Consider the following 21,240-nt stretch of genomic DNA (forward strand, 5'->3'; position numbering starts at 1 on the left):
ACGAGGCGGGTGGCATGCAAAACTCTGGGGGCCAGCGCAACTGCCAACGGCACAGCCGCTGCAGCTGCCAAAGGTGGCGTAAAGGGCTCTATTGTGCCGTGAGCCGGGTTTGGGCAGCCAGCGCCCGCCGGGTGACCAGCAAAACCTGGTTTTCTCCTGCACTGGTATCGAGCCAGAAAACCGGCAATTGCGGAAAGGCCGCCTCGAAATAGTCGCGTTCGTTGCCGATCTCCAGAATGATCACAGCGTCTTCGCTCATGCAAGCGGGCGCGGCAGCAAACAGCTGGCGCACAAAGTCCATGCCGTCCTTGCCACCGGCGAGGGCCAGTTCGGGCTCTGCGCGGTATTCGCTGGGCAGCACGGCCATGCTGTCGGCGTTGACGTAGGGCGGGTTGCACAGGATCAGGTCCCAGGGGCCGGGCAGAGCACTCAGTCCATCGGACAACTGCAAGGTGATACGCTCCCGCAGCCCATGTTTGTCCACATTGATGCTCGCCACGGCCAAGGCGTCGGGCGAAATATCGGCACCGGTCACTTCGACTTCGGGCCAGGCCATCGCCGCCAGCACAGCCAGGCTGCCGTTGCCCGTGCAAAGGTCCAGCACCCGATGGGTGCGGTCGCTCAGGAAATCGTCCACGCTGCCGTCCACCAGCAACTCTGCAATGAAGCTGCGCGGCACGATGGCGCGCTCGTCCACATAGAACGGCACGCCCTGGAGCCAGGCCTCGCGCGTGAGGTAGGCGGCAGGCTTGCGACTGGCAATGCGTTCTGCAAAAAGTGTAGCAACCAACGCCTTTTCTGCGGGCGCTACCGGCTTGTTTTTGATGGACTCTGGTGCATCGGAGAGGTCGCTATCCAGCGGGAGGCCCAGGCGCCACAACACGAGCCATGCAGCTTCGTCGTGCGCATTGGTGGTGCCATGGCCGAACGAGACGCCGGCCGACTCCAGCTGCTGAGAGCCCCATTCGATCAGTGCGCCAACGGTGTCACCTGCAACTGCCGGTGGGTGGTGGCTGGGTGCCTTGCTCATGCGACCACCGCCTGGGCCGCCAGGGCCTGTGCATGCAGGTTCTCCAGCGTGCGGCGGTAGATGTTCTTGAGCGGCTCGATATCGGCCACCACCACATGCTCGTCGATCTTGTGGATCGTTGCATTGGACGGGCCCAGTTCGATTACCTGGGGGCAGATCTGCGCAATGAAACGCCCGTCGCTGGTTCCACCGGTGGTGGAGAGTTCGGTGGTGATGCCCGTCTCGGAGGCGATGGCCTGCTGCACGGCGCCCACCAGTTCACCGGGCGTGGTGAGGAAGGGCTGGCCGCCCAGCGTCCAGCGCAGGTCATATTCGAGGCCGTGGCGGTCAAGCACGGCGTGCACGCGCTGCTGCAGCCCCTCTGCCGTCGATTCGGTCGAGAAGCGGAAGTTGAAGTCGATCACCACCTCACCCGGGATCACGTTGGTGGCGCCGGTGCCGCCATGGATGTTGCTGATCTGCCAGCTGGTGGGCGGAAAGAAGGCATTGCCGTTGTCCCACGCGGTGGAAGCCAGTTCTGCCAGTGCGGGCAGGGCCTGGTGGATGGGGTTGCGGGCCAGTTGTGGGTAGGCGATGTGGCCTTGGACACCGCGGACGCTGAGCTTGCCACTCAAGGTGCCACGCCGTCCATTCTTGATCATGTCACCGGTTTTCTCGACCGAGGTCGGTTCACCCACGATGCAGTAATCAAGCTTTTCGCCACGCGCCTGGAGCTGCTCGACCACGACCTTGGTGCCGTCAACGGAAGGACCTTCCTCGTCACTGGTCAGCAAAAAGGCCAGCTCGATCAGCGGTGCGGGCGTGGCGGCCAGGAACTCTTCCACCGCGACCACAAAGGCTGCGATGGAGGTCTTCATGTCGCTCGCACCCCGGCCATAGAGCTTGCCGTCCTTGTGGGTGGGCACGAATGGGTCACTGCTCCACTGGGCCAGCGGGCCAGTGGGGACGACATCGGTATGGCCTGCGAATACTACTGTTTTGATAGCGGATGAGGCATGATTCACTAGCGCTACCGGTCGCTTTGCCCACAAATTGCTGACACGGAAGTCTGTGGGGCCACTGTCCAGTCGTTCGCACACAAACCCGAGCGGAGCGAGCCGTGCGGCCAGCAGATCCAGGCAGCCGGCGTCCTCCGGCGTGATGGAGGGCAGGGAGATGAGCTGTTCAGTCAGGTGCAGGGTACGGGACATGGGATGGGGTCAGGGAATGGAGACAGGCAGCCGGGCTGCGATCATGGGTACAGGCATTGGCGCTGCGTGGCCCCGGCCAGAGCCGCAAAACAAGAGCTGCTCGGCAGCGAGCGCGTCATTCCCCTGAGGGAGGGCTCCGCAAGCCGCTCGAGGGACGTCACATCACGCCGCCGGCTTGACGTCCAGCACGATCTCGGTGAACGACGGTGCATCGTCGGGTGCATCGCGTGCTTCTTTCTGGGCCTTGGCGGCGTTGGCGGCCAAGGAAAAGTCGTTTTGCAGGCGCCACATCAAGTTGGTGGGCGAATCGGCGTAGGCCATGCCTTCCTTGCGGTCGATCTGCGCATCCATGATGAGGCGGGCCAGCGCTTCTTCAAAGGTCTGCGATCCTTCGGCCATGGATTTTTCCATGGCCTCGCGGACGCCCGAGAAGTCGCCTTTTTCGATGAGATCGGACACCAGCTTGGTGTTGAGCATGACTTCAACTGCCGGCACCCGGCCGCCGTCGGTCTTGCGCACCAGGCGCTGGGAAACCACGGCTTTGAGTGCCGATGCCAGGTCGCCCAGCATGGTGGGTCGTACTTCGACGGGGTAGAACGACAAGATGCGGTTGAGCGCGTGGTAGCTGTTGTTGCCGTGCAGCGTGGCCAGGCACAGGTGTCCCGACTGCGCATAGGCGATGGCGGCCGACATGGTTTCACGGTCGCGGATTTCGCCGATCAGGATCACGTCGGGTGCCTGGCGCAGCGCGTTTTTCAGGGCGGTCTGCAGGGACTGGGTGTCGCTGCCGATCTCGCGCTGGTTGACGATGGATTTCTTGTTCTTGAACTGGTATTCGACCGGGTCCTCGATGGTGAGGATGTGGCCTGTGAGCGCCTCGTTGCGGGTGTCGATCATCGACGCCAGCGAAGTGCTCTTGCCGGAACCCGTGGCACCCACCATCAGGATCAGTCCGCGTTTTTCCAAGATGAGTTCGCGCATCACCGGGGGCAGGCCCAAGGAATCGAACTCGGGAATCTGTTGCGAGATGAAGCGGATCACCACCGCATAGCTGCCACGCTGGCGCATGGCGCTGACACGGAAGCGGCCCACGCCGCTGAGCGGCACACCCATATTGAGTTCGCCGGTTTCTTCCAGCTCTTCGATACGGTCCGGGGGGACCACTTCGGACAGCAGGTTGCGCGGCGCATCGGGCGGCAGGATCTGGTTGTTGATGGGCACACACTCGCCGTTGATCTTGATCAGCGCGGGCGCGTTGGCCGACAGATAGACGTCGGAGGCCTTTTTCTCTGCCATCAGGCGAAGAATTCGTTCCATCGTGCTCATGGTGTTTCCCTCTTGTTGTCAGTCTCTGTCGGTGGGGCGAACGGCCCGGGCCGTCCGCAGGTCCCCGTCAATCAGTCGCGCAGCAGGTCGTTGATGCTGGTCTTGGAGCGCGTTTGCGCATCGACCTGCTTGACGATGATGGCAGCGTACATGCTGTAGGGCGTGCCGTTGGCGGCCGTCTTGGGCAGGTTGCCGCTCACCACCACCGAGCCCGAGGGCACGCGGCCGTAGCTGATTTCGCCGGTGGCACGGTTGAAGATCGGGGTGCTCTGGCCCAGGTACACGCCCATGCCCAGTACGGAGTTTTCTTCGACCACCACGCCTTCGACCACCTCGGAGCGTGCGCCGATGAAGCAGTTGTCTTCAATGATGGTGGGGCCGGCCTGCAGAGGCTCCAGCACACCGCCAATGCCCACGCCACCCGACAGGTGCACGTTGGAGCCAATCTGTGCGCACGAACCCACGGTGGCCCAGGTGTCGACCATGGTGCCTTCGCCCACGTAGGCGCCGATGTTCACGTACGACGGCATCAGGATCGCGCCCTTGGCGATGAAGCTGCCACGGCGGGCCACGGCGGGCGGCACCACGCGCACGCCGGTGGCTTTCATCTCTTCTTCGGACAGGTGGGCAAATTTGGTCTGCACCTTGTCGTAAAAGCCCAGGTCGCCAGCCTTGACGACTTCGTTGTCCTTGAGGCGGAACGACAGCAGCACGGCCTTCTTGATCCACTGGTGCACCGTCCACTGGCCCACGCCTTCGCGGGTGGCCACGCGCAGCTTGCCATTGTTCAGCTCGGCAATCACATGCTCGACGGCGTCCTGGATCTCCTTGGGGGCGGCGGCGGGCGAGAGGCTGGCGCGGTTTTCCCAGGCGTTGTCGATGAGGGTTTGGAGTTGTTGGGTCATGTTGTTGTCGATCAGATCAGGCAGTACGGGATTGGATGAATTGCACGATGCGCAGCGCAGCTTCCACGCATTCTTCGGCTTCGGCCACCAGGGCCATGCGCACGCGCTGGGCGCCGGGGTTGCTCCCCTGGGCCTCGCGGGCCAGGTAGCTGCCGGGCAGCACCGTGACATTGTATTGAGCCAGCAGGGCGCGCGCGAACTCGGCATCGTCCATCCCCAGGGCTTCCGGTACTTTGGCCCACAGGTAAAAACCGGCATCCGGCAGGGCGACTTCCATCACGCCAGCCAGCAGCGGTGTGACCTGGGCAAACTTCTTGCGGTACAGCGCCCGGTTGTCCACCACGTGCTTTTCATCCCCCCAGGCAGCGATGCTGGCGGCCTGCACGATGGGGCTCATGGCGCTGCCGTGGTAGGTGCGGTAGAGCAAGAACGACTTGATCAGCGCTGCGTCGCCAGCCACGAAGCCGCTGCGCATGCCGGGCACATTGCTGCGTTTTGACAGACTGGTAAAGGAGATCAGGTTCTTGAAGTCGCCGCGCCCCAGCTGCGCCGCAGCCTGCAGGCCGCCCAGGGGCGGCTCGTCGCGGAAATAGATCTCGCTGTAGCACTCGTCCGAGGCAATCACAAAACCGTAGCGGTCGCTCAGCTCAAACAGCTTCTTCCACTCGCTGAGCGGCATCACGGCGCCCGTGGGGTTGCCAGGGGAGCAGACGAAGAGCAGCTGGGTTCGTTGCCACACAGCTTCGGGCACTGCGTCCCAGTTCACCGCAAAGTTGCGGCCGGGGTCGCTGGCCGCGTAGTACGGCTGGGCTCCCGCCAGCAAGGCGGCACCTTCGTAGATTTGATAGAACGGATTGGGGCAGACGACCAGCGGCTGGCCGTGCGAGGGATCGATGATGGTCTGCGCAAATGCAAACAGTGCCTCACGCGAGCCGTTGACGGGCAGCACCTGGGTGCCCGGGTCCAGGGTCAGCGCATAGCGCTGTTGTATCCACTGGGTGAAGGCCTCGCGCAGCTTGGGTTCGCCTGCGGTGGCAGGGTAACTGGCCAGTCCGCCCAGGTTGTTACTGAGTGCATCTTTGATGAACTGCGGTGTAGGATGGCGCGGCTCACCCATGCCCAGGCTGATGGGGCTGTAAGCCGCCGGGAGTGTGACTCCCGCAAAGAGTTGCCGCAGCCGCTCGAAGGGGTAAGGCTGGAGTTGGGAGAGCAGGGGATTCATGGAGCGACATTATGGGCGAAGGGCATACGCCCACGGCACGGTGCAGGGTGTCGCGCCGTCCATGGCGAGGGCGGGGCCAGGTGCGCAGTCAAGCACTGTTCACCCCACGCACGGTTGTCAATCCGACGTAAGAGCGGGCACATAGCATGGCCCACATTCAAAAACGATAACGGAGACAAGATGTCTGGATTCCTACCGCTGCGCCCCGGGCTCTGGTGGATGCGCAGGTGGCACCTGCCGGGCAAACTGGTGACGCTGGGCGTGGTGATGGCTGGCGCCCTGGCGACGGCCGCCGTAGATGCTCCGTGGTGGGCGGCGGCATTGGCAGCCGCCGTGGTTCTGTATGCATTGTGCGCGTTGTATGCGGGTCTGGCATCCGACCTGCAAGGCTTGGCGCATGCGATGGAGCAGACCACACGCGGTGACTTGTGTGCCAGGGCGGGTGTTTATGGGCGGGACGAGGTCGGGTCCATGGCCCAGTCGCTGGACCGCATGGTGCTCACACTGTCGTCCATGGTGGCCGATATCCGCAGCAATGCCGCATTGGTGGCCCATGCGGGACAAAGCCTGGCGCAAGGTAACCGGTCTCTGGCCGATCGCACCGAACAGCAGGCGGCCAACCTGGAGCAGACGGCTGCCAGCGTGGAGCAGCTGTCGTCGGCCGTGCAGAACAACGCACAGACCGCGCGCAGCGCCGATGCCCGCGCCGCAGAAGTACGCAAGGCCGCCGACACCGGAGCCGAGGCCATGGCCCGCGCCGTGCAGTCGGTGGAGGCCATCCAGCAAAGCGCGCGCCGCATGACCGAGATCATTGGTGTCATCGACAGCATTGCGTTTCAGACCAACATCCTGGCCCTGAACGCTGCGGTGGAGGCCGCCCGTGCGGGTGAGCAGGGCCGCGGCTTTGCCGTGGTGGCGGGCGAGGTGCGCACGCTGGCCAAGCGCTCGGGCGACGCGGCGCGGGAGATCCGCGAGCTGATCAGCGCCTCGGTCAGCCAGGTGGAGGCCAGCGCCGGGTTGATCCGGTCGGCGGGCGAGGGCATTGCCAACATGGCCAGCGGTATCCGCAGCGTGGCGGCGAGCATGACCGAGATCTCCGGCTCCAGCGCCGAGCAAAGCACGGGCCTGAGCGAAGTAAGCTCCGCCGTGCAGCAGCTCGATCAGATCACGCAGCACAACGCCCAGATGGTGGGCCATGCGGTCTCGCAGGCCGAGGCGCTGGAGCACCGCGCGTCCACCCTGTCGCAAGCGGTGGCGGCGTTTCGCCTGCAGCAGGGCACCGCCGATGAGGCAGTGGCTCTTGTGAACAAGGCGGTGGCGCTGCACAAGACCAGTTCGCGTGATCAATTCCTGCGCAGCATCACCGACAAGACCCAGCCCTACCATGACCGCGACATGTATGTGTTTGTGCTCGACGCTGGCGGCACTTACCTGGCGTTTGGCGGCAACCCGGCCAAGGTGGGCACGCGGGTGCAAGACATCCCCGGCATCGCTGGCGACCGACTGGTGAGCGACATCGTGACCCAGGCCGACCGCGCCCCGGGGTGGGTGGAGTACGACATCAACAACCCGGCCACCGGCGCGGTGCAAACCAAGATGTCCTACGTGAGCCGGGTGGGGGACTGGTACGTGGGCTGCGGCGTGTACAAATCGCTGGCCGCGCGATAACCGCAGACAGGCGGTTGCTGGTCCAGCGGACCAGGTGCCGTTCTCAGCGCGCTCCCTTTTCACGCAGTTGCCGTGCGCGCTCCATGGCGGCGGCAATGGCCGCCTTGCGTGCCTCCATGCCCTCGGCAGCCACCGCAGCGGCGGCTGGGCTGTGGGTGGCGGCCGATGTCGAATCGGCCTGCGCTCCGGAGCCTTCGTCCTCTACATCCTCCAGCGGCACCCGCTGACGGTGTTGCTGATACCGCTGTTTGGCTTGGAGCGCGAGCGCATCAGACCACGCAGCCCATCCGGTGGCCATGCCGCTGGCGCTGTCGAGCTGGATGCAATCTACCGGGCAGACCGGGATGCACAGCTCGCACCCTGTGCAGTAAGGCTCGATGACGGTGTGCATTTTCTTGTTGGAGCCCACGATGGCGTCGGTGGGGCAGGCCTTGATGCACAAGGTGCAGCCAATGCACCACGCCTCGTCGATGAAGGCCACGCGGCGCGGTGCCTCCTCCCCATGGTCGGTGCTCAAGGGCGCCACGGCATGGCCCGTGATGGCGGCCAAGCGGGCCACGCCCTCAGCACCGCCCGGAGGGCACTGGGTGATGGCCGCCTCCCCCTGGGCGATGGCCTGCGCATAGCTGGCGCAGTCGGGATAGCCGCAGCGCGTGCACTGCGTCTGGGGCAGGGCGGCATCAATCCGCGCTGCCAGGTCGGTGAGGGCAGCGTGGGATGGGGTCGTGCTGGCGGAGGCGGGGTGGCTCAAGCCTTGCGCGCCTTGCTCTTGCTGCCGCTGCGGGTGGACGGCGCTGCAGTGGCGCTGGTCTGGGCCGTGGCCAGATCAGCGGTGGGCGCCTGCGCTGCACCTGTGGGCGCCGCGGCGGGCTGCACCCAGCGGGTGGCCACAGCGGTGGCCGCCACGGGCTTGGCCGCAGCGCGGACTGGAGCAGGCTTGGCTGCTGCCGTAGGCGCCTTGGTCGCCTTGATCACCTTGGTGGCGGCGGGTTTGGCAGCCGGTGCGGGCTTGCTGGCAACCTTGGCAGGGGCCGGTGCAGGGCTGGCGAGCCTGGGGGCCGGTGTGGACGTTGCGGCCACAGTGGCGGGCTTGGCAGGCAACTCGTGTTCCAGGATGAATGCGCGCACCTTGGGGTACACGATGTCGCGCCAGCGGCGGCCACTGAAGATACCGTAGTGGCCTGCGCCCTTGGCTTCCAGGTGGCGTTGCTCCTTGCGCACGATGCCGCTGCACAGGTCGTGGGCCGCTTCGGTCTGGCCCGAGCCAGAGATGTCGTCCAGCTCGCCTTCCACCGTGAAGAGGGCTGTGGTCTTGATGTCTTGCGGACGCACGCGCTCCAGCTTGCCGGCGGGTGAGCGCACATCCCAGGTGCCGTTCACCAGCTTGTAATCCTGGAACACGGTCTGGATGGTTTCGAGGTAGTAGTCCGCATCCATGTCCAGCACGGCGTTGTACTCGTCGTAGAACTTGCGGTGCGCCTCGGCACTTGCGTCGTCGCCCTTGATCAGGTCCTTGAAATAATCGTAGTGGCTGGTCGCATGGCGGTCCGGGTTCATGGCCACAAAACCGGTGTACTGCAAAAACCCCGGGTACACGCGGCGGCCCGCGCCCGGGAATTTTTCCGGCACGCGGTAGATCACGTTGTTCTCAAACCACTCGTAGCTGCGGTTGGTCGCCAGATTGTTCACTGCCGTGGGCGACTTGCGAGCGTCGATGGGGCCACCCATCATGGTCATCGTCAGGGGCGTTTTCTCGCCGCGGCTGGCCATCAGCGACACGGCTGCCAACACGGGCACCGTCGGTTGGCACACACTGATCACGTGGCAGTTGCCGTAGATGCCTTGCAGATGGCGGATGAAGTCCTGCACGTAGTTGACGTAGTCGTCGAGGTGGAACTCCCCCTCTGACAGCGGCACCAAGCGGGCGTTCTTCCAGTCGGTGATGTAGACCTTGTGGTCCTTGAGCATGGTGCGCACGGTGTCGCGCAGCAGCGTGGCGTAGTGGCCCGAGAGCGGTGCCACGATCAGCACCACGGGCTGGCCCTTGAGCTTGGTCAGCGTGGCAGGATCGTCCGAAAAGCGCTTGAAGCGGCGCAGCTCGCAAAACGGCTTGTCCACCTCAATGCGTTCATGGATAGCCACACCGATACCGTCCACGTCGACCGTGTGGATATCGAAGGCAGGCTTTTCGTAGTCCTTGCCCAGGCGGTAGAGCAGGTCGTAACCGGCAGCCATGCGCTGTGCTGCTGAGGTCTGGCTCAGCGGCGAGACGGGGTTGCTGAACAACTTGGAAGCCGCCTGCGCAAAATCTGTGAAGGGCTCCATCAAGGAGCGCTGGGTTTCGTAGAGGTGGTACAGCATGGGGCGAAACTCCGTTTTGTTGCAGTGCAATATAGCAGCACTTGGTAACAAGCGCATGGAGTAAAACCACCAATGTCCAGTCGCCTATGCGACAAATTGACGTGGCCCCAGGGGCGGCGCGCCGGTTCGGCGACGAAGGCTGCGAGGCTGTCAAAAATGATAGCAACTCAGGCAATTAGCACTAGCGCTTGCGCCGATTTTCGCCTCAACCCTGCACTTTGGGCTCCGCGTTGTCGCTCAGCCAGGCCTCGAACGACTCGCGGGCCGAGTTGCGCAGTGCGGGGCGGAACGCCGTCTTGTTACTCAGATACAGGCAATGCCGGATCACGGTGTACGGGTTGAAGCTGCCCTGCGGGTTTTGCTCTTCAAAGTGCTGCTTGTAGCGTTTGACCACTCCGATCGTCTCGCGCATCAAACTGTTAAAGCGCGCACGTGTCATGCCGGCTGACCAGGCCTGGATGTCATCCACAAACCCATCGACCTTGGACGGCTCAAATTCGAAGTCCTTGAAAAAATGCGTGGCGATCTTCAAGAACGTGAACGCGTTCAGTTCGCTGCTGGTGGCGGCTGCGCGGGTGGGAGCCTGCAAATCGGCGGCGACATCGGTTGCGGGTTCGGCGGTTTCGTCGGGGGCCTGCAGCAGCTCGGCCGCAGTGGCATCGCGGATCTGGCGGAACTCGCGGTCGGCCAGCTCGAACAGGGCGGACAGCACGTTGATGCGCCGCTTGAGCTGGCCCGGGATGGATTTTTTGTACTTGATCTTGTGGTCCAGCACGCTCCACGAGTCCTGGATGATGGTGCGCACCTGCAGCTCGAAGGGCCACTCGGCATAGGCCGCGTGCTCCGGCAGGTCGCGTTCGGCCACGCTCAGCCGCAGGTCCAGGTGCAGCCCTTTGTAGCCAAAGGACGCCTCGGTGCTTTCCACCGCCGAGACCTTGTCGGTCACGTCGATCACGGCGAAATGGGCGCGCACGATCTGGGCAATCTTCTCCAGCTCGTCTTCATACAGGCACACCACCCGCACGCCAATCAGGTCGGTGATGTAAGTCTCTATGTCGTAGGGGGTGTTGCTCTCTTCCAGCGCCGGACGGTATTTGCGCACGAACTTGCGCACGCATTCGTCCACATCCTTCACGCGGCCCTCCACCTTGGTGATGTCCACGCCGCCCGCCTGGGTTACCACCGCCGCCACCCGCGCGGTCAGCGCTGCACAGGCGTCTTCCAGCGCAACCGCCTGCGCGGTGTACCAGCTGCGAAATTGGGATTCCTCCAGGTCGAAATCGAGCGATGCCATGCCAGGCCTTTGTGGTGGGTATTGCCAGGGTTGATACGGGAAGTGGGTGCGGGCGCATAGCCCTTGGCCCAGCGGGTGCGAGCATAAACGGCATGCAGGGACCCGGCCTGTGCAGTTTGCGCGCAAATGCCCCTTTTCGGCGCAGGACAGATGCTCATAATGAGGCAGCACCGCCGGTGCACGATGCCGGTGCATCGAAGTCACACCATCCACCATGACACCTCACCCAGCCCCCGACAACGATGACCTCGCCGCGCCAGGGCAGGCGGCATGGGGGTCTGAAGGGGTTGCGGGCACCAGCAACCACCGCTGGTTGCCCGTGGTGCTGCCCCCACTGATCGCGCTGCTGACCCTGGGGCTGACCTTCCTGTACTGGCAGAGCGAAGAAAAGAACACAAGGACCAAGCGCGAGCAGAACTTTGAGGTGGCGGCCGACCAGATTGCCTACAACCTCAAGGACCGCATGGCGACCTACGAGGTGGTGTTGCGCGGCGTCAAGGGCTACTTTGAGGGCTCGGAGCGCATCGATCGCGAGGAGTTTCAGGCCTATGTGAGCGCGCTGCAGCTGCAGGCAACCCGTCCTGGGCTGCAGGGGGTGTCGCTGATTCTGCAGTTTCCTGGCAAGGCGCTCGCTGCCCACCTGGAGGACATGCGCCAGCGCGGTTTTGACCAATATGCAGTGCGACCGCCCGGCGAGCGCGAGTGGCTGGCACCCATCACCCACATCGAGCCGCTGGAGGGCCCCAACCTCAAGGCGCTGGGACTGGATGTGTTGACCATTCCCCCCGCCAAGGAGGCGCTGGACCGGGCCCGTGACACCGGAGCGCTGGCGTTGTCCGGGCGACTGACCCTGATGCAAAACGCTGCCCCTGGGCTGGTCATGTACATGCCCCTGTACCGCGCCGACGCTGACAACAGCAAGGTGGAAGGGCGTCGGCAGGGACTGGCGGGCTGGGTGTCCGCTCCGTTTCGCATGGAGGACGTGATCCATGGCATGTCCCGGGAGTTTGACGCGGACATCGGCCTGCAGATCACCGACAGCACCCCGGACGCGGGTGCGGCATCCCCCGGCACCGGACCAGGAGATGCCGGTGCCGGAGCGGGCGCGCTGCTGTTCAGCAACCTGAAGACACCGGCCCAAGGCGCTGGCGCCCCGGCGTTGCAAGCGCGGCGCGAGCTGGAGCTGGGCGGGCGCCGCTGGACCTTGCACATGGCCCCACTACCGGGCTTTGCGCAGCGCTTTCAGGACGATGCACACCACCCGGTGGCGCTTTTGGGCACGGTGCTGAGCCTGATCCTTGCGTGGTTCACCTGGCTGCTGGCCACGGGGCGCGAGCGTGCGGTGGCACTGGCGCGCGACATGACGGCCGAACTGCGCGCCACCCGGGATGACCTGGAGAGCACGCTCAGCGCCATTCCTGATCTGTTGTTCGAACTGGGGCTGGACGGCTGCATCCACCACTACCGGTCGGCACGATCGGGAGAGCTGGCTGTGCCGCCAGAGATGTTTCTGGGCCGCCTGCTGCGCGATGTGGTCCCCCCCGAAGCCGCCGCCGGCTGCCATGCGGCGCTGCAAGCGGCCCACCAGACCGGGTACTCGTCAGGCCACCAGTTCCGGCTGGAGCTGGGCGGGGTGACCCACTGGTTTGAGTTGTCGATTGCGCGCAAGGAGAGCGCCGCCCCGGGCGACGAACCTCGGTTCATCGCGCTGTCGCGCGACATCACCGAACGCAAGCAGGCCGAGGCGCGGTCACACCAGCTGGCGTACTTTGACGCGCTCACCGGCCTGCCCAACCGGCGCATGCTGCTGGACCGCATGGAACACGCACTGGCCAATGCCCGGAAGGCCGCCCAGGTGGGGGCGGTGCTCTACATCGACCTGGACAACTTCAAGCAGATCAACGATGCACGGGGCCACACGGTGGGCGACATGCTGCTCATGCAGGTGGCCCAGCGGCTCACGCAGCTGCAACGCCCGGGCGACACCGTGGCGCGCCTGGGTGGGGACGAGTTTGTGGTGCTGGTGCACAACGTGGCGTCGGACATGGAGTCCGCCGGGCGCGCTGCGCTGCTGGTGGCCGAGGAGATGCGCGCCGCACTGGAAGCGCCTTACACCATCGACACCCACCTCTACAGCACCACCGGCAGCATCGGCATCACGCTCTTCCCCAAGCGGGGCGAGGGTGTGGAAGACCTTCTGCGGGAGGCCGACACGGCCATGTACCGCGCCAAGGACCTGGGTCGCAACCGCATCCGCTTTTACGAAGCCGCGATGCAGGCCGACGTGCAGGAGCGCCTGGCGCTGGAGCAGGACCTGAAAAAAGCGCAAACCTTGGGCCAGTTGGCCGCCTTTGTGCAAAACCAGGTGGACGCTGCGGGCAACGTCGTGGGCGGCGAGCTGCTGATGCGCTGGGACCACCCCGTGCGCGGCAATGTCCCGCCCAGCCGCTTCATCCCCATCGCCGAGGCCTCGGGCCTCATCCTGCGCATGGGCGACTGGATGATCCAGCAGGCCTGTGAGACCCTGGCACGCTTGCAGGTGGCAGGGCACGCGCTATCGCTGTCCGTCAACGTGAGCGAGCGGCAGTTCCGCCAGGACGACTTTGTGGAGCGCGTGCGCCACATCCTGGCCCACACCGGCGCCAACCCGGCCCATCTGATCCTGGAGGTAACCGAAAGCCTGCTCATCGAAGACCTGGACGACACCATCGCCCGCATGACCGAGATCGTGCAGCTGGGCGTGCGTTTCTCCATCGACGACTTTGGCACCGGCTATTCGAGCCTGGCCTACCTCAAGCGGCTCCCGCTCTACGAGCTCAAGATCGACAAGAGCTTTGTGGACGACACGCCCGACGACCCCAATGACACGGCCATCGTGCAGTCCATCATCTCGGTGGCCCGCCATCTCAACCTGCGCGTGGTGGCCGAGGGGGTGGAGACACGCGCACAGGCCGACTTTCTGGTCGAAAGCCAGTGCGAGTGCCTGCAGGGCTACCTCTTCGGACGGCCCGAGCCGCTGGCGGCCTGGGTGGGGCGGCTGACTAAGTAGTCACGGAGTCCAGTGTTGCGGGTTCAGCGCTGGGCTCCGACGCTCCACTGGCATAGGCCTGCATCGCCAACGCATGCACTTCCCGCGCGGGGCGGTCCTTGAGCAGATGGTTGCTCCACACCTGGCGCCAGATGCGGGCGCCGGGCAGGCTGTGGCGCAGGCCCAGCATGTGGCGGGCGATGTGGGGCCAGGGGGTGCCGTGCTGTGCGGCCTCACGCTCCATGTATTCCACCATCGCCAGCTCCACTTCCTCTCGGGTCAGGGGGCAGGGGGCGCCGCCGTAGTAGAGCTGGTCCCAGCGCGCCAGCCACCAGGGGTTGTGGTACGCCTCGCGGCCGATCATCACGCCGTCCAGGTGTTGCAGCTGTTCCTGCACCACCGCGTCGGCGGTGATACCGCCGTTGATGGCGATGGTGAACTGCGGAAACTCGGCCTTGAGGCGGTGGACCACCTCGTAGCGCAGCGGCGGGATGTCGCGGTTTTCCTTGGGGGAGAGGCCCTGCAGCCACGCGTTGCGCGCATGCACGATGAACACGGTGCACCCGGCCTCGGCCACAGTGCCGACGAAGTCGCGCACAAAGCCGTAGTCCTCCACCTTGTCGATGCCGATGCGGTGCTTGACGGTGACGGGCACGCTGACCACGTCCTTCATGGCCTTGACGCCGTCGGCCACCAGCTGGGGGGCCTTCATCAGGCTGGCGCCAAAGGCACCGCGCTGTACGCGGTCGCTGGGGCAACCGCAGTTCAGGTTGATTTCGTCGTAGCCCCATTCCTCACCCAGTCTGGCGGCCTGGGCGAGCTTGTCGGGCTCGTTGCCGCCCAGCTGCAGGGCTACGGGGTGCTCTTCGGCGTTGAAGCGCAGGTGGCGCTCGGTGCCGCCATACAGGATGCCGCCCGCGTTCACCATCTCGGTGTACAGCAGCGTCTGGCGCGTAAGCAGCCGGTGAAAGTAACGGCAGTGGCGGTCAGTCCAGTCCATCATGGGGGCGACGGACATGCGCCAGGGGCTCAGGGTGGTTTCCACGGGCAAACAGCGAAGGCGGGGAGGGGAATGTTCTGCAGCAGAACGCCCCTCTGGTCGGGGGCGCTGCGGGGCTGCAGGTGCGAAACCTGCATTATCCCACTGGCTGCGTGATGGGCGCCAGCGGAGGGTTTTGGGTCAGAACGGGCGCAGGTGCTAGTGCCGATTGTTCCGGGTGCTATCAATAGAGGAGTGCTGGAGGTGGCGGTTGTCGGCCCGCAGGGTGCCTGTGCCCAGTCGCCAGCGCATTCTCACTCGTTCTATCCCAGGTCCTGCAACCCGTATTTCCGCACGATCGCGGCCCGCTGGCGCGGGTCGATGTTGATGTGGGCGGCGTTGCGCCCCACCTGGGCCAGCAGGCGCGGGTCCATCACGCGGCGCCACAGGGGCGGCACATAGGCCAGCGTGAACATGCCGAAGTAGCCGAGGGGCAGCTGCGGCACATCGTCAAAGTGCCGCAGAGACTGGTAGCGGCGCAGCGGGTGCGCGTGGTGGTCGGAGTGCCGCTGCAGATGGAACAGGGCCCAGTTGGAGAACACGTGGTTGCTGTTCCACGAATGCTGGGGGCGGCAGGGTTCGTAGCGGCCGCTGGCGTCCTTTTGCCGCAGCAGCCCGTAGTGCTCGACATAGTTGGCCGAGGTGAGCTGAAAGTTGGCCCAGAACGATGCCAGCAGCAAAAACGGCAGGATGACCACGCCCAGCCACAGCGCCAGCCCTGTCCACAGCAGCACCGTGATGAGCGCTGGCTGCAGGATCTCGTTGTGCCACGACAGCAGCGGCAGGTGCTGGCGGGCCAGGCGGTCTTTTTCCAGCGCCCAGGCGCGGCGTGCGGCGCCGGGCATCTCGCGCAGCACAAAGCGGTAGATGGACTCGCCCATGCGCGACGAGGCTGGGTCGGCCGGGGTGGCCACATCGCGGTGGTGGCCCCGGTTGTGTTCGATGAAGAAGTGCCCATACGCCGTGGGCGCCAGCACCAGCTTGGCCAGCCAGCGCTCCAGCGGCGTGTTCTTGTGGCCCAGCTCGTGCCCCAGATTGATGCAGAACCCGCCCACCGTGCCCGTGGTCAGCACCATCGCCAGCACGCCATGCCAGGGCAGGGGCTGCGTGGCCACCCACCAGGCGCTGAAGATGAAGGCCGCCCATAGCACCGGCACCAGCAGGAAGGTGATGCGGCGGTAGTAGCGGTCGTTTTCCAGTGCAGGCACGGCGGATTCGGGCGGGTTGCTCTGGTCCACGCCCAGCATCCCGTCGAGCAACGGGGCGACGAGGTAGAAAAACGCCACCGGCGCCCACAGCACCAGCGGTTCGCCGGTCCATGCCATCAGTGCCGGGCCTACGCCCACGGTGCAGGGCACCACCAGGGACAGCAGCCATGCGTACCGCTTGCGGTCGCGGTAGGGCGGGGTGGTGGGCAATAGGGTTGGCAGCATGGGGCGGCAGCGACAACGCGGACCTGCTGGTGGTGCATTCTGGACCGGTGGAGATCCAACGCCAGTTTTATTTGGCGTGGCGCCTTTACTCCGGCACTTGGAGCAAAAATGGCTGGTAGCGCTAGTGTTGATTGTCCTGATTGCTATGAAATTGGGAGTAATCTGCAGGGGCGCATGCAAGCGGCGGCGGCTCCACTTTGCCTTGCGTCAAGGCGGGACATTGGCACCATCAGCGATACTCGCGGCGCTCTCGATGCCTGTGGAGCCAAGCACCCACTGCCTGTGTCAGCGCCCCGGGCTCCGTTCTGTCACCCGTTTTCCCATGCACCACACCATTTTTGACACGCCGGTTGTCAACACGCTCCTGCGCGCTTTTTCCCGCTTCACCCTGCGCATCACCGGCTGGAAGGTCGAGGGCGCCTTGCCAGCCCATGCCGCCAAAAGCGTGCTGATCGCCGCACCCCACACCAGCAACTGGGACTTGCCGTACACGCTGATGCTGGCGTTCTCGCTGCGCCTGCGCGTGTACTGGATGGGCAAGCACAGCCTGTTCAAGGCGCCGTTTGGCGGGGTGATGCGCTGGCTCGGGGGCATCCCGGTGGACCGCAGCCAGGCCAACAACCTGGTCGCCAACTCGGCCCAGGCCATGCGCGATGCCGACGGACCCATGCAGCTCATCGTGCCGCCCGAGGGCACGCGGGGCAAGACGCGGCACTGGAAGACGGGCTTTTACTTCATCGCCCAGCAGGCGGGCGTGCCCATCGTGCTCGCGTTTGTGGACTATGGCCGCAAGGTCGGCGGCCTGGGCCCGGTGTTTGAGCCCACGGGCGATGTGGATCGTGACATGGCGCGCATCAAGGCGTTTTATGCGCCGATCCGGGGCAAGAATCCGACGCAGTTCGAGGCCTGATTCACTGGTTGTAAAAATAGCCACTATCGCTTGATAAATAAGCGCTGGTAGCTTCAGTATCCATAGCATTCAGCGTTTGATTTTGAGCGCGCTGGTGGCTTTTGGCGCAGCGTACGCCAGGGCTGCCGAGCAAGGGCCCCCCCGCCGCGCTGGCAGCGTCCCCCGTCCCGAATCGCGCAGCGAGCCGAGAAAAGGGGGAAGCGGCGTAAGCCGCTCAGGGGGATGTCACCCTACCTGTCGTCGGTCGATCTTGCGGCTGAGCACGATGCTGGTCTGCGTCTGGTGCACGCCCTCCAGCTGGCCGACCTTGTCTAGCAGGGTGTCGAGCTGCTCGTGGCTGGCGCAGCGTAAGAACACCAGGTAGTCAAACGGTCCGCTCACGGCCGACACCTCTTCAACCTCGGGCATGGCCTCCAGCGCGCGCAGCACGGCGGGTGCTGCCTTGGGCAGCAGGCTGATGCTGCACCAGGCCCGCACGGTGGTGGCGTCAAGCCGTGTACCCAGCCGCACCCCGTAGCCAGCCACCACACCCGAACGTTCCAGCCGCGCGATCCGCGCCACCACGGTGGTGCGGGCCAGGCCAAGCTTGCGCGCCAGCGTGGCCGTGCCTTCGCGCGCATTGGCCTGCAGCAGGCTGAGCAGTTGCCGGTCGGTGTCATCCAGGGCCTGGGTCATGCGCATTTCCTCAATAAGTCATAACGCCCATCATATTCGCCGTTATGGCAAATCAAAGAGCAGCTTTCGACGTTTTGAGCACTACACATTGACAGCGCTGTTGCCTAGCATCAAGGCATCCACAACACCTCTCCGCCATGTGCGGAGAGCACTACCGGGAGCACTGCCATGACCACCTTCGACATTTCCTCGCACTCCACCTCACGCCGCCCCATCACCATCCTGGGGGCGGGCCACATCGGCTTTGCCATGGCGCTCTTGCTGCAGCGGTCGGGCGACTACGACATCCTGGTGGTGGACCGCGACCCGGTGCGGCTGGCCGAGGTGGCAACTCTGGGTATTTCCACCCGATTGGCCACAGACGACGCGAGCCTGCAGGCCGCCATTGACGGCCGTTTTGCCGTGCTGAACGCATTGCCGTTCCATCGCGCCGTGCCCGTGGCCACGTCGTGTGCACGCGCAGGTGTGCATTACTTTGACCTGACCGAGGACGTGGCCAGCACCCAGGCCATCCGCGCCCTGGCCGCCAAGGCCCGCCGCGTGCTCATGCCGCAATGTGGCCTCGCCCCGGGCTTCATCGGCATCGTGGGCAATGACCTGGCCCGGCGTTTTGACGCGCTGCACACGCTGCGCATGCGCGTGGGGGCGCTGCCCCGCTACCCACAGGGTGCCCTGCGCTACAACCTGACCTGGAGTACCGAGGGGCTCATCAACGAGTACTGCAACCCCTGCGAAGCCATTGTGGACGGCGTGCGCACCACGGTGCCCGCGCTGGAGGGGCTGGAAACCTTTGCGCTGGACGGCGTGGAGTACGAGGCCTTCAACACCTCGGGCGGGCTGGGCACGCTGACAGAAACCTTGGCGGGCAAGGCGCGGCAGGTGGACTACCAGTCCATCCGCTACCCGGGCCACAACGCCATCCTCAAGCTGTTGCTCAATGACCTGCGTCTGCGGGACCGGCGCGATCTGCTCAAGGACATTCTGGAAACCGCCATCCCCACCACGGACCAGGATGTGATCGTGGTGTTTGCCACCGCATCAGGCCTCAAGGGCAGGCGGCTGGTGCAGGACTCGTACTCGGCCCGTATCGTGGGCACGCAAGTGGCTGGGCACACGCTGAGCGCCATCCAGCTCACCACGGCCGCAGGCATCTGCACGGCGCTGGACCTGGTGGCGCAAGGCAAGTTGCCGCCGCAGGGCTTTGTCGGGCAGGAGTCCGTGGCGCTTGCGGACTTTCTGGCCAACCGCTTTGGTTCCGCCTACGCCCGGGAGGGCGAGCTGGTGTTGTAAGGAGCAAGCCGGGGCTCAGCGCCCCGGCTTCTGGTACATGCCCTCAATGGCTTCGGCAAAGTGCGCCATAAGGTTGTTGCGCTTGAGCTTGAGCGTGGGCGTCATGAAGGTGTTTTCAATCGTCCAAGGCGTGAGCGTCAGGTGCACCGTGCGCGGCACGGCATAGCGGGCAAAGCTGGCGGTGTTCTTTTCGATGCGCGCCAGCACAGCACGGTGCACGCTGGGGTGGTTCAGGCTGTCAGCGGCCTGGGGGTTCAGACCCAGGTCAGCGGCCAGCCGCTGCCACTCGCCCGGGTTCAGCACGGCCACACAGGCGATGAAGGGGCGGTTTTCGCCCACCACAAAGGCCTGCTCCAGCAGCGGGTCGGCCAGCAGGGCCAGCTCCAGGTCGCCCGGCGGGATCTTTTCGCCGGTGGATGTGACGATGATTTCCTTGATGCGGCCCTTGATGTAGATGCGGCCGTTCACGATGTCGGCCTGGTCGCCGGTGCCCAGCCAGCCGTCGGTGCTCAGGATGCGTGCGGTGTCTTCGGGGCGCTTCCAGTAGCCCTTCATCACGATGGGGCCGCGCACCTGCAGCTCGTGGTTGTCGCCGATACGCACTTCCACACCGGGCAGGGCCTTGCCCACACAGGCGGGGTCGTTGTCGTCCAGTGCGTTGACCGACACCACCGGTGCGGTCTCGGTCATGCCGTAGCCCTGCACCAGCGGCAGGCCCAGGCCCAAGAAGCATTTGGCAATGGTGGGCGACAGCGGTGCGCCGCCGCTCACCGCCACGCGCACGCGGCCACCAAACTGGGCCAGCAGCGGCTTGGCGACCAGCGCCTGCAGCAGGGGCCAGGGCAGGGCGGCCATCCAGCCTGCGGCCTGGCCTTCGCTGGCTGCCGGGGCGGGCAGGCTTTGCACGGCACAGAAGCGGGCCCAGCCCTTGTTCTGCGCGGCTTCGTACAGCTGCATCTTCCAGGGCGTGGGCGAGAGTTTTTCGAGCAGCTTGGCGTGGATGCGTTCGTAGATGCGCGGCACCGACACCAGCACGGTGGGTCGCACGGTCTTCAGGTCCTCGGCCAGTTGCGCCACCGAGCGTGCATAGGCCACGCAGCTGCCCGCCGCAATCGGCAGGTAGTAGCCGCCTGTGCGCTCGAAGGTGTGCGACAGCGGAAGGAATGACAGGAACACGTCGTCCACTGTGGGTGCAATGCGGTCGAGCACCGCCTTCACATCGCTGACCACGTTGCGGTGGGTCAGCATCACGCCCTTGGGTTTGCCGGTGGTGCCGGAGGTGTAGACGATGGCCGCCAGGTCGTCTGCACCGGGTGGTGTGGGCGCTGGGGCTGCACCGGCCCCCGCCAGCCACTGCGTTAGCGAGCCCACGGCGGGGCCATCGACCGAAGCGGCGGTGGGCGCGAAGGTTGAAGTGTCGTCGTCGGTGATCACCACCGCCCGCAGGGCCGGGAACGGCGTGCCCACGGCGCGGATCTTTTCCCACTGCTCGGCCTGGCCCACGATGAGCATCGAGGCTTCGCAGTCGGCCAGAATGTAGGCAATGCTGCCGGGGTTGTCGATGGCGTGCAGGGGCACGGGCGCGCAGCCCGTGGCCAGCGTGGCCTGGTCGGCGCACATGGCGTGCAGGCCATTGGGCAGCAGGATGGCCACGCGGGCGGCAGGGGGCAGTTGCAGCGCAACCAGGGCTTGCGTCCAGGTTGCGATGCGCCCTGCGGCTTGCTCCCAGGTCAGGCTCATCCAGGATTGGGTGGTGGGGTCGAAGGCGCGGTACGCCTCGGCATTTGGGGTGCGGGCAGCGCGGTAGGCGAGGAGCTGGGGCAGCGTTTGCACGCTGGCGATATCGGAGGGGATGGGAGACATGGAACC

Annotated in this window: 16 protein-coding genes; 4 read left to right on the forward strand and 12 right to left on the reverse strand. The window is 65.2% G+C overall.

What is annotated here, in order from left to right:
* Positions 1–88 precede the first annotated feature (88 nt).
* The 5 genes from prmB to dapC form a co-directional block, all read right to left on the reverse strand.
* A complete protein-coding gene (gene prmB / locus IB236_RS15050) occupies positions 89–1,030 on the reverse strand; it encodes a 50S ribosomal protein L3 N(5)-glutamine methyltransferase (protein WP_192421350.1) in 942 nt (313 codons plus the stop codon).
* Complete coding sequence (gene dapE / locus IB236_RS15055) at positions 1,027–2,220, reverse strand: succinyl-diaminopimelate desuccinylase (RefSeq protein WP_146870945.1); 1,194 nt, start codon at positions 2,218–2,220, stop codon at positions 1,027–1,029. Before dapE ends, prmB begins: the two co-directional genes overlap by 4 nt.
* A gap of 162 nt (positions 2,221–2,382) precedes the next feature.
* On the reverse strand, positions 2,383–3,546 hold the full coding sequence (locus tag IB236_RS15060) for a PilT/PilU family type 4a pilus ATPase (RefSeq protein WP_056062628.1): 1,164 nt from the start codon (positions 3,544–3,546) through the stop codon (positions 2,383–2,385).
* A gap of 71 nt (positions 3,547–3,617) precedes the next feature.
* A complete protein-coding gene (gene dapD / locus IB236_RS15065) occupies positions 3,618–4,451 on the reverse strand; it encodes a 2,3,4,5-tetrahydropyridine-2,6-dicarboxylate N-succinyltransferase (RefSeq protein WP_056744941.1) in 834 nt (277 codons plus the stop codon).
* Positions 4,452–4,467: 16 nt separating this feature from the next.
* Positions 4,468–5,673, reverse strand: coding sequence for a succinyldiaminopimelate transaminase (gene dapC, locus IB236_RS15070; protein ID WP_192421351.1), 1,206 nt, complete (start codon positions 5,671–5,673; stop codon positions 4,468–4,470).
* 180 nt (positions 5,674–5,853) lie between these two features.
* Here dapC and IB236_RS15075 point away from each other — a divergent pair, with 180 nt between their 5' ends.
* Entirely contained in the window at positions 5,854–7,341 is a 1,488-nt protein-coding gene (locus tag IB236_RS15075; RefSeq protein WP_192421352.1) for a methyl-accepting chemotaxis protein, read from the forward strand.
* Between the two features lie 43 nt (positions 7,342–7,384).
* Here the strand turns inward: IB236_RS15075 and rsxB are convergent, their stop codons facing one another.
* The 3 genes from rsxB to IB236_RS15090 all read right to left on the reverse strand — a co-directional run bounded on the left by rsxB (position 7,385) and on the right by IB236_RS15090 (position 10,996).
* Positions 7,385–8,092, reverse strand: coding sequence for an electron transport complex subunit RsxB (rsxB, locus tag IB236_RS15080; RefSeq protein ID WP_192421353.1), 708 nt, complete (start codon positions 8,090–8,092; stop codon positions 7,385–7,387).
* Positions 8,089–9,702 carry a polyhydroxyalkanoate depolymerase gene (locus IB236_RS15085; protein WP_099730207.1) on the reverse strand — a complete coding sequence of 538 codons (1,614 nt, stop codon included), beginning with the start codon at positions 9,700–9,702 and terminating at the stop codon, positions 8,089–8,091. The genes rsxB and IB236_RS15085 overlap by 4 nt, the downstream gene beginning before the upstream one ends.
* 205 nt (positions 9,703–9,907) lie before the next feature.
* Positions 9,908–10,996, reverse strand: a complete 1,089-nt coding sequence (locus tag IB236_RS15090; protein ID WP_099730208.1) for a GTP pyrophosphokinase family protein — start codon at positions 10,994–10,996, stop codon at positions 9,908–9,910.
* A 214-nt stretch (positions 10,997–11,210) separates the two neighbouring features.
* Here IB236_RS15090 and IB236_RS24515 point away from each other — a divergent pair, with 214 nt between their 5' ends.
* A complete protein-coding gene (locus tag IB236_RS24515) occupies positions 11,211–14,045 on the forward strand; it encodes an EAL domain-containing protein (RefSeq protein WP_192421354.1) in 2,835 nt (944 codons plus the stop codon).
* Here IB236_RS24515 and dusA read toward each other — a convergent pair.
* Together dusA and IB236_RS15105 are read right to left on the reverse strand one after the other, a co-directional pair.
* Positions 14,038–15,042, reverse strand: coding sequence for a tRNA dihydrouridine(20/20a) synthase DusA (gene dusA / locus IB236_RS15100; protein WP_233193741.1), 1,005 nt, complete (start codon positions 15,040–15,042; stop codon positions 14,038–14,040). The two genes, IB236_RS24515 and dusA, sit on opposite strands and share 8 nt — an antisense overlap.
* Positions 15,043–15,326: 284 nt before the next feature.
* Entirely contained in the window at positions 15,327–16,496 is a 1,170-nt protein-coding gene (locus tag IB236_RS15105; protein ID WP_099730211.1) for an alkane 1-monooxygenase, read from the reverse strand.
* A gap of 322 nt (positions 16,497–16,818) precedes the next feature.
* Here IB236_RS15105 and IB236_RS15110 point away from each other — a divergent pair, with 322 nt between their 5' ends.
* Positions 16,819–17,406 carry a lysophospholipid acyltransferase family protein gene (locus tag IB236_RS15110; RefSeq protein WP_099730212.1) on the forward strand — a complete coding sequence of 196 codons (588 nt, stop codon included), beginning with the start codon at positions 16,819–16,821 and terminating at the stop codon, positions 17,404–17,406.
* Between the two features lie 225 nt (positions 17,407–17,631).
* On the opposite strand, the gene IB236_RS15115 is transcribed toward IB236_RS15110, so the two are convergent.
* Positions 17,632–18,081, reverse strand: coding sequence for an Lrp/AsnC family transcriptional regulator (locus IB236_RS15115; protein ID WP_099730213.1), 450 nt, complete (start codon positions 18,079–18,081; stop codon positions 17,632–17,634).
* A 168-nt stretch (positions 18,082–18,249) separates the two neighbouring features.
* On the opposite strand from IB236_RS15115, the gene IB236_RS15120 reads away from it, so the two are divergent.
* Positions 18,250–19,371: a saccharopine dehydrogenase family protein gene (locus IB236_RS15120; RefSeq protein ID WP_099730214.1), complete on the forward strand. Its 1,122-nt coding sequence runs from the start codon at positions 18,250–18,252 to the stop codon at positions 19,369–19,371.
* A 15-nt stretch (positions 19,372–19,386) separates the two neighbouring features.
* On the opposite strand, the gene IB236_RS15125 is transcribed toward IB236_RS15120, so the two are convergent.
* Complete coding sequence (locus IB236_RS15125) at positions 19,387–21,234, reverse strand: long-chain fatty acid--CoA ligase (protein WP_099732102.1); 1,848 nt, start codon at positions 21,232–21,234, stop codon at positions 19,387–19,389.
* Positions 21,235–21,240 lie beyond the last annotated feature (6 nt).

The sequence above is a fragment of the Acidovorax sp. ACV02 genome (genome assembly GCF_014851475.1).
GTDB classification, from domain to species: Bacteria; Pseudomonadota; Gammaproteobacteria; order Burkholderiales; family Burkholderiaceae_C; genus Acidovorax; species Acidovorax delafieldii.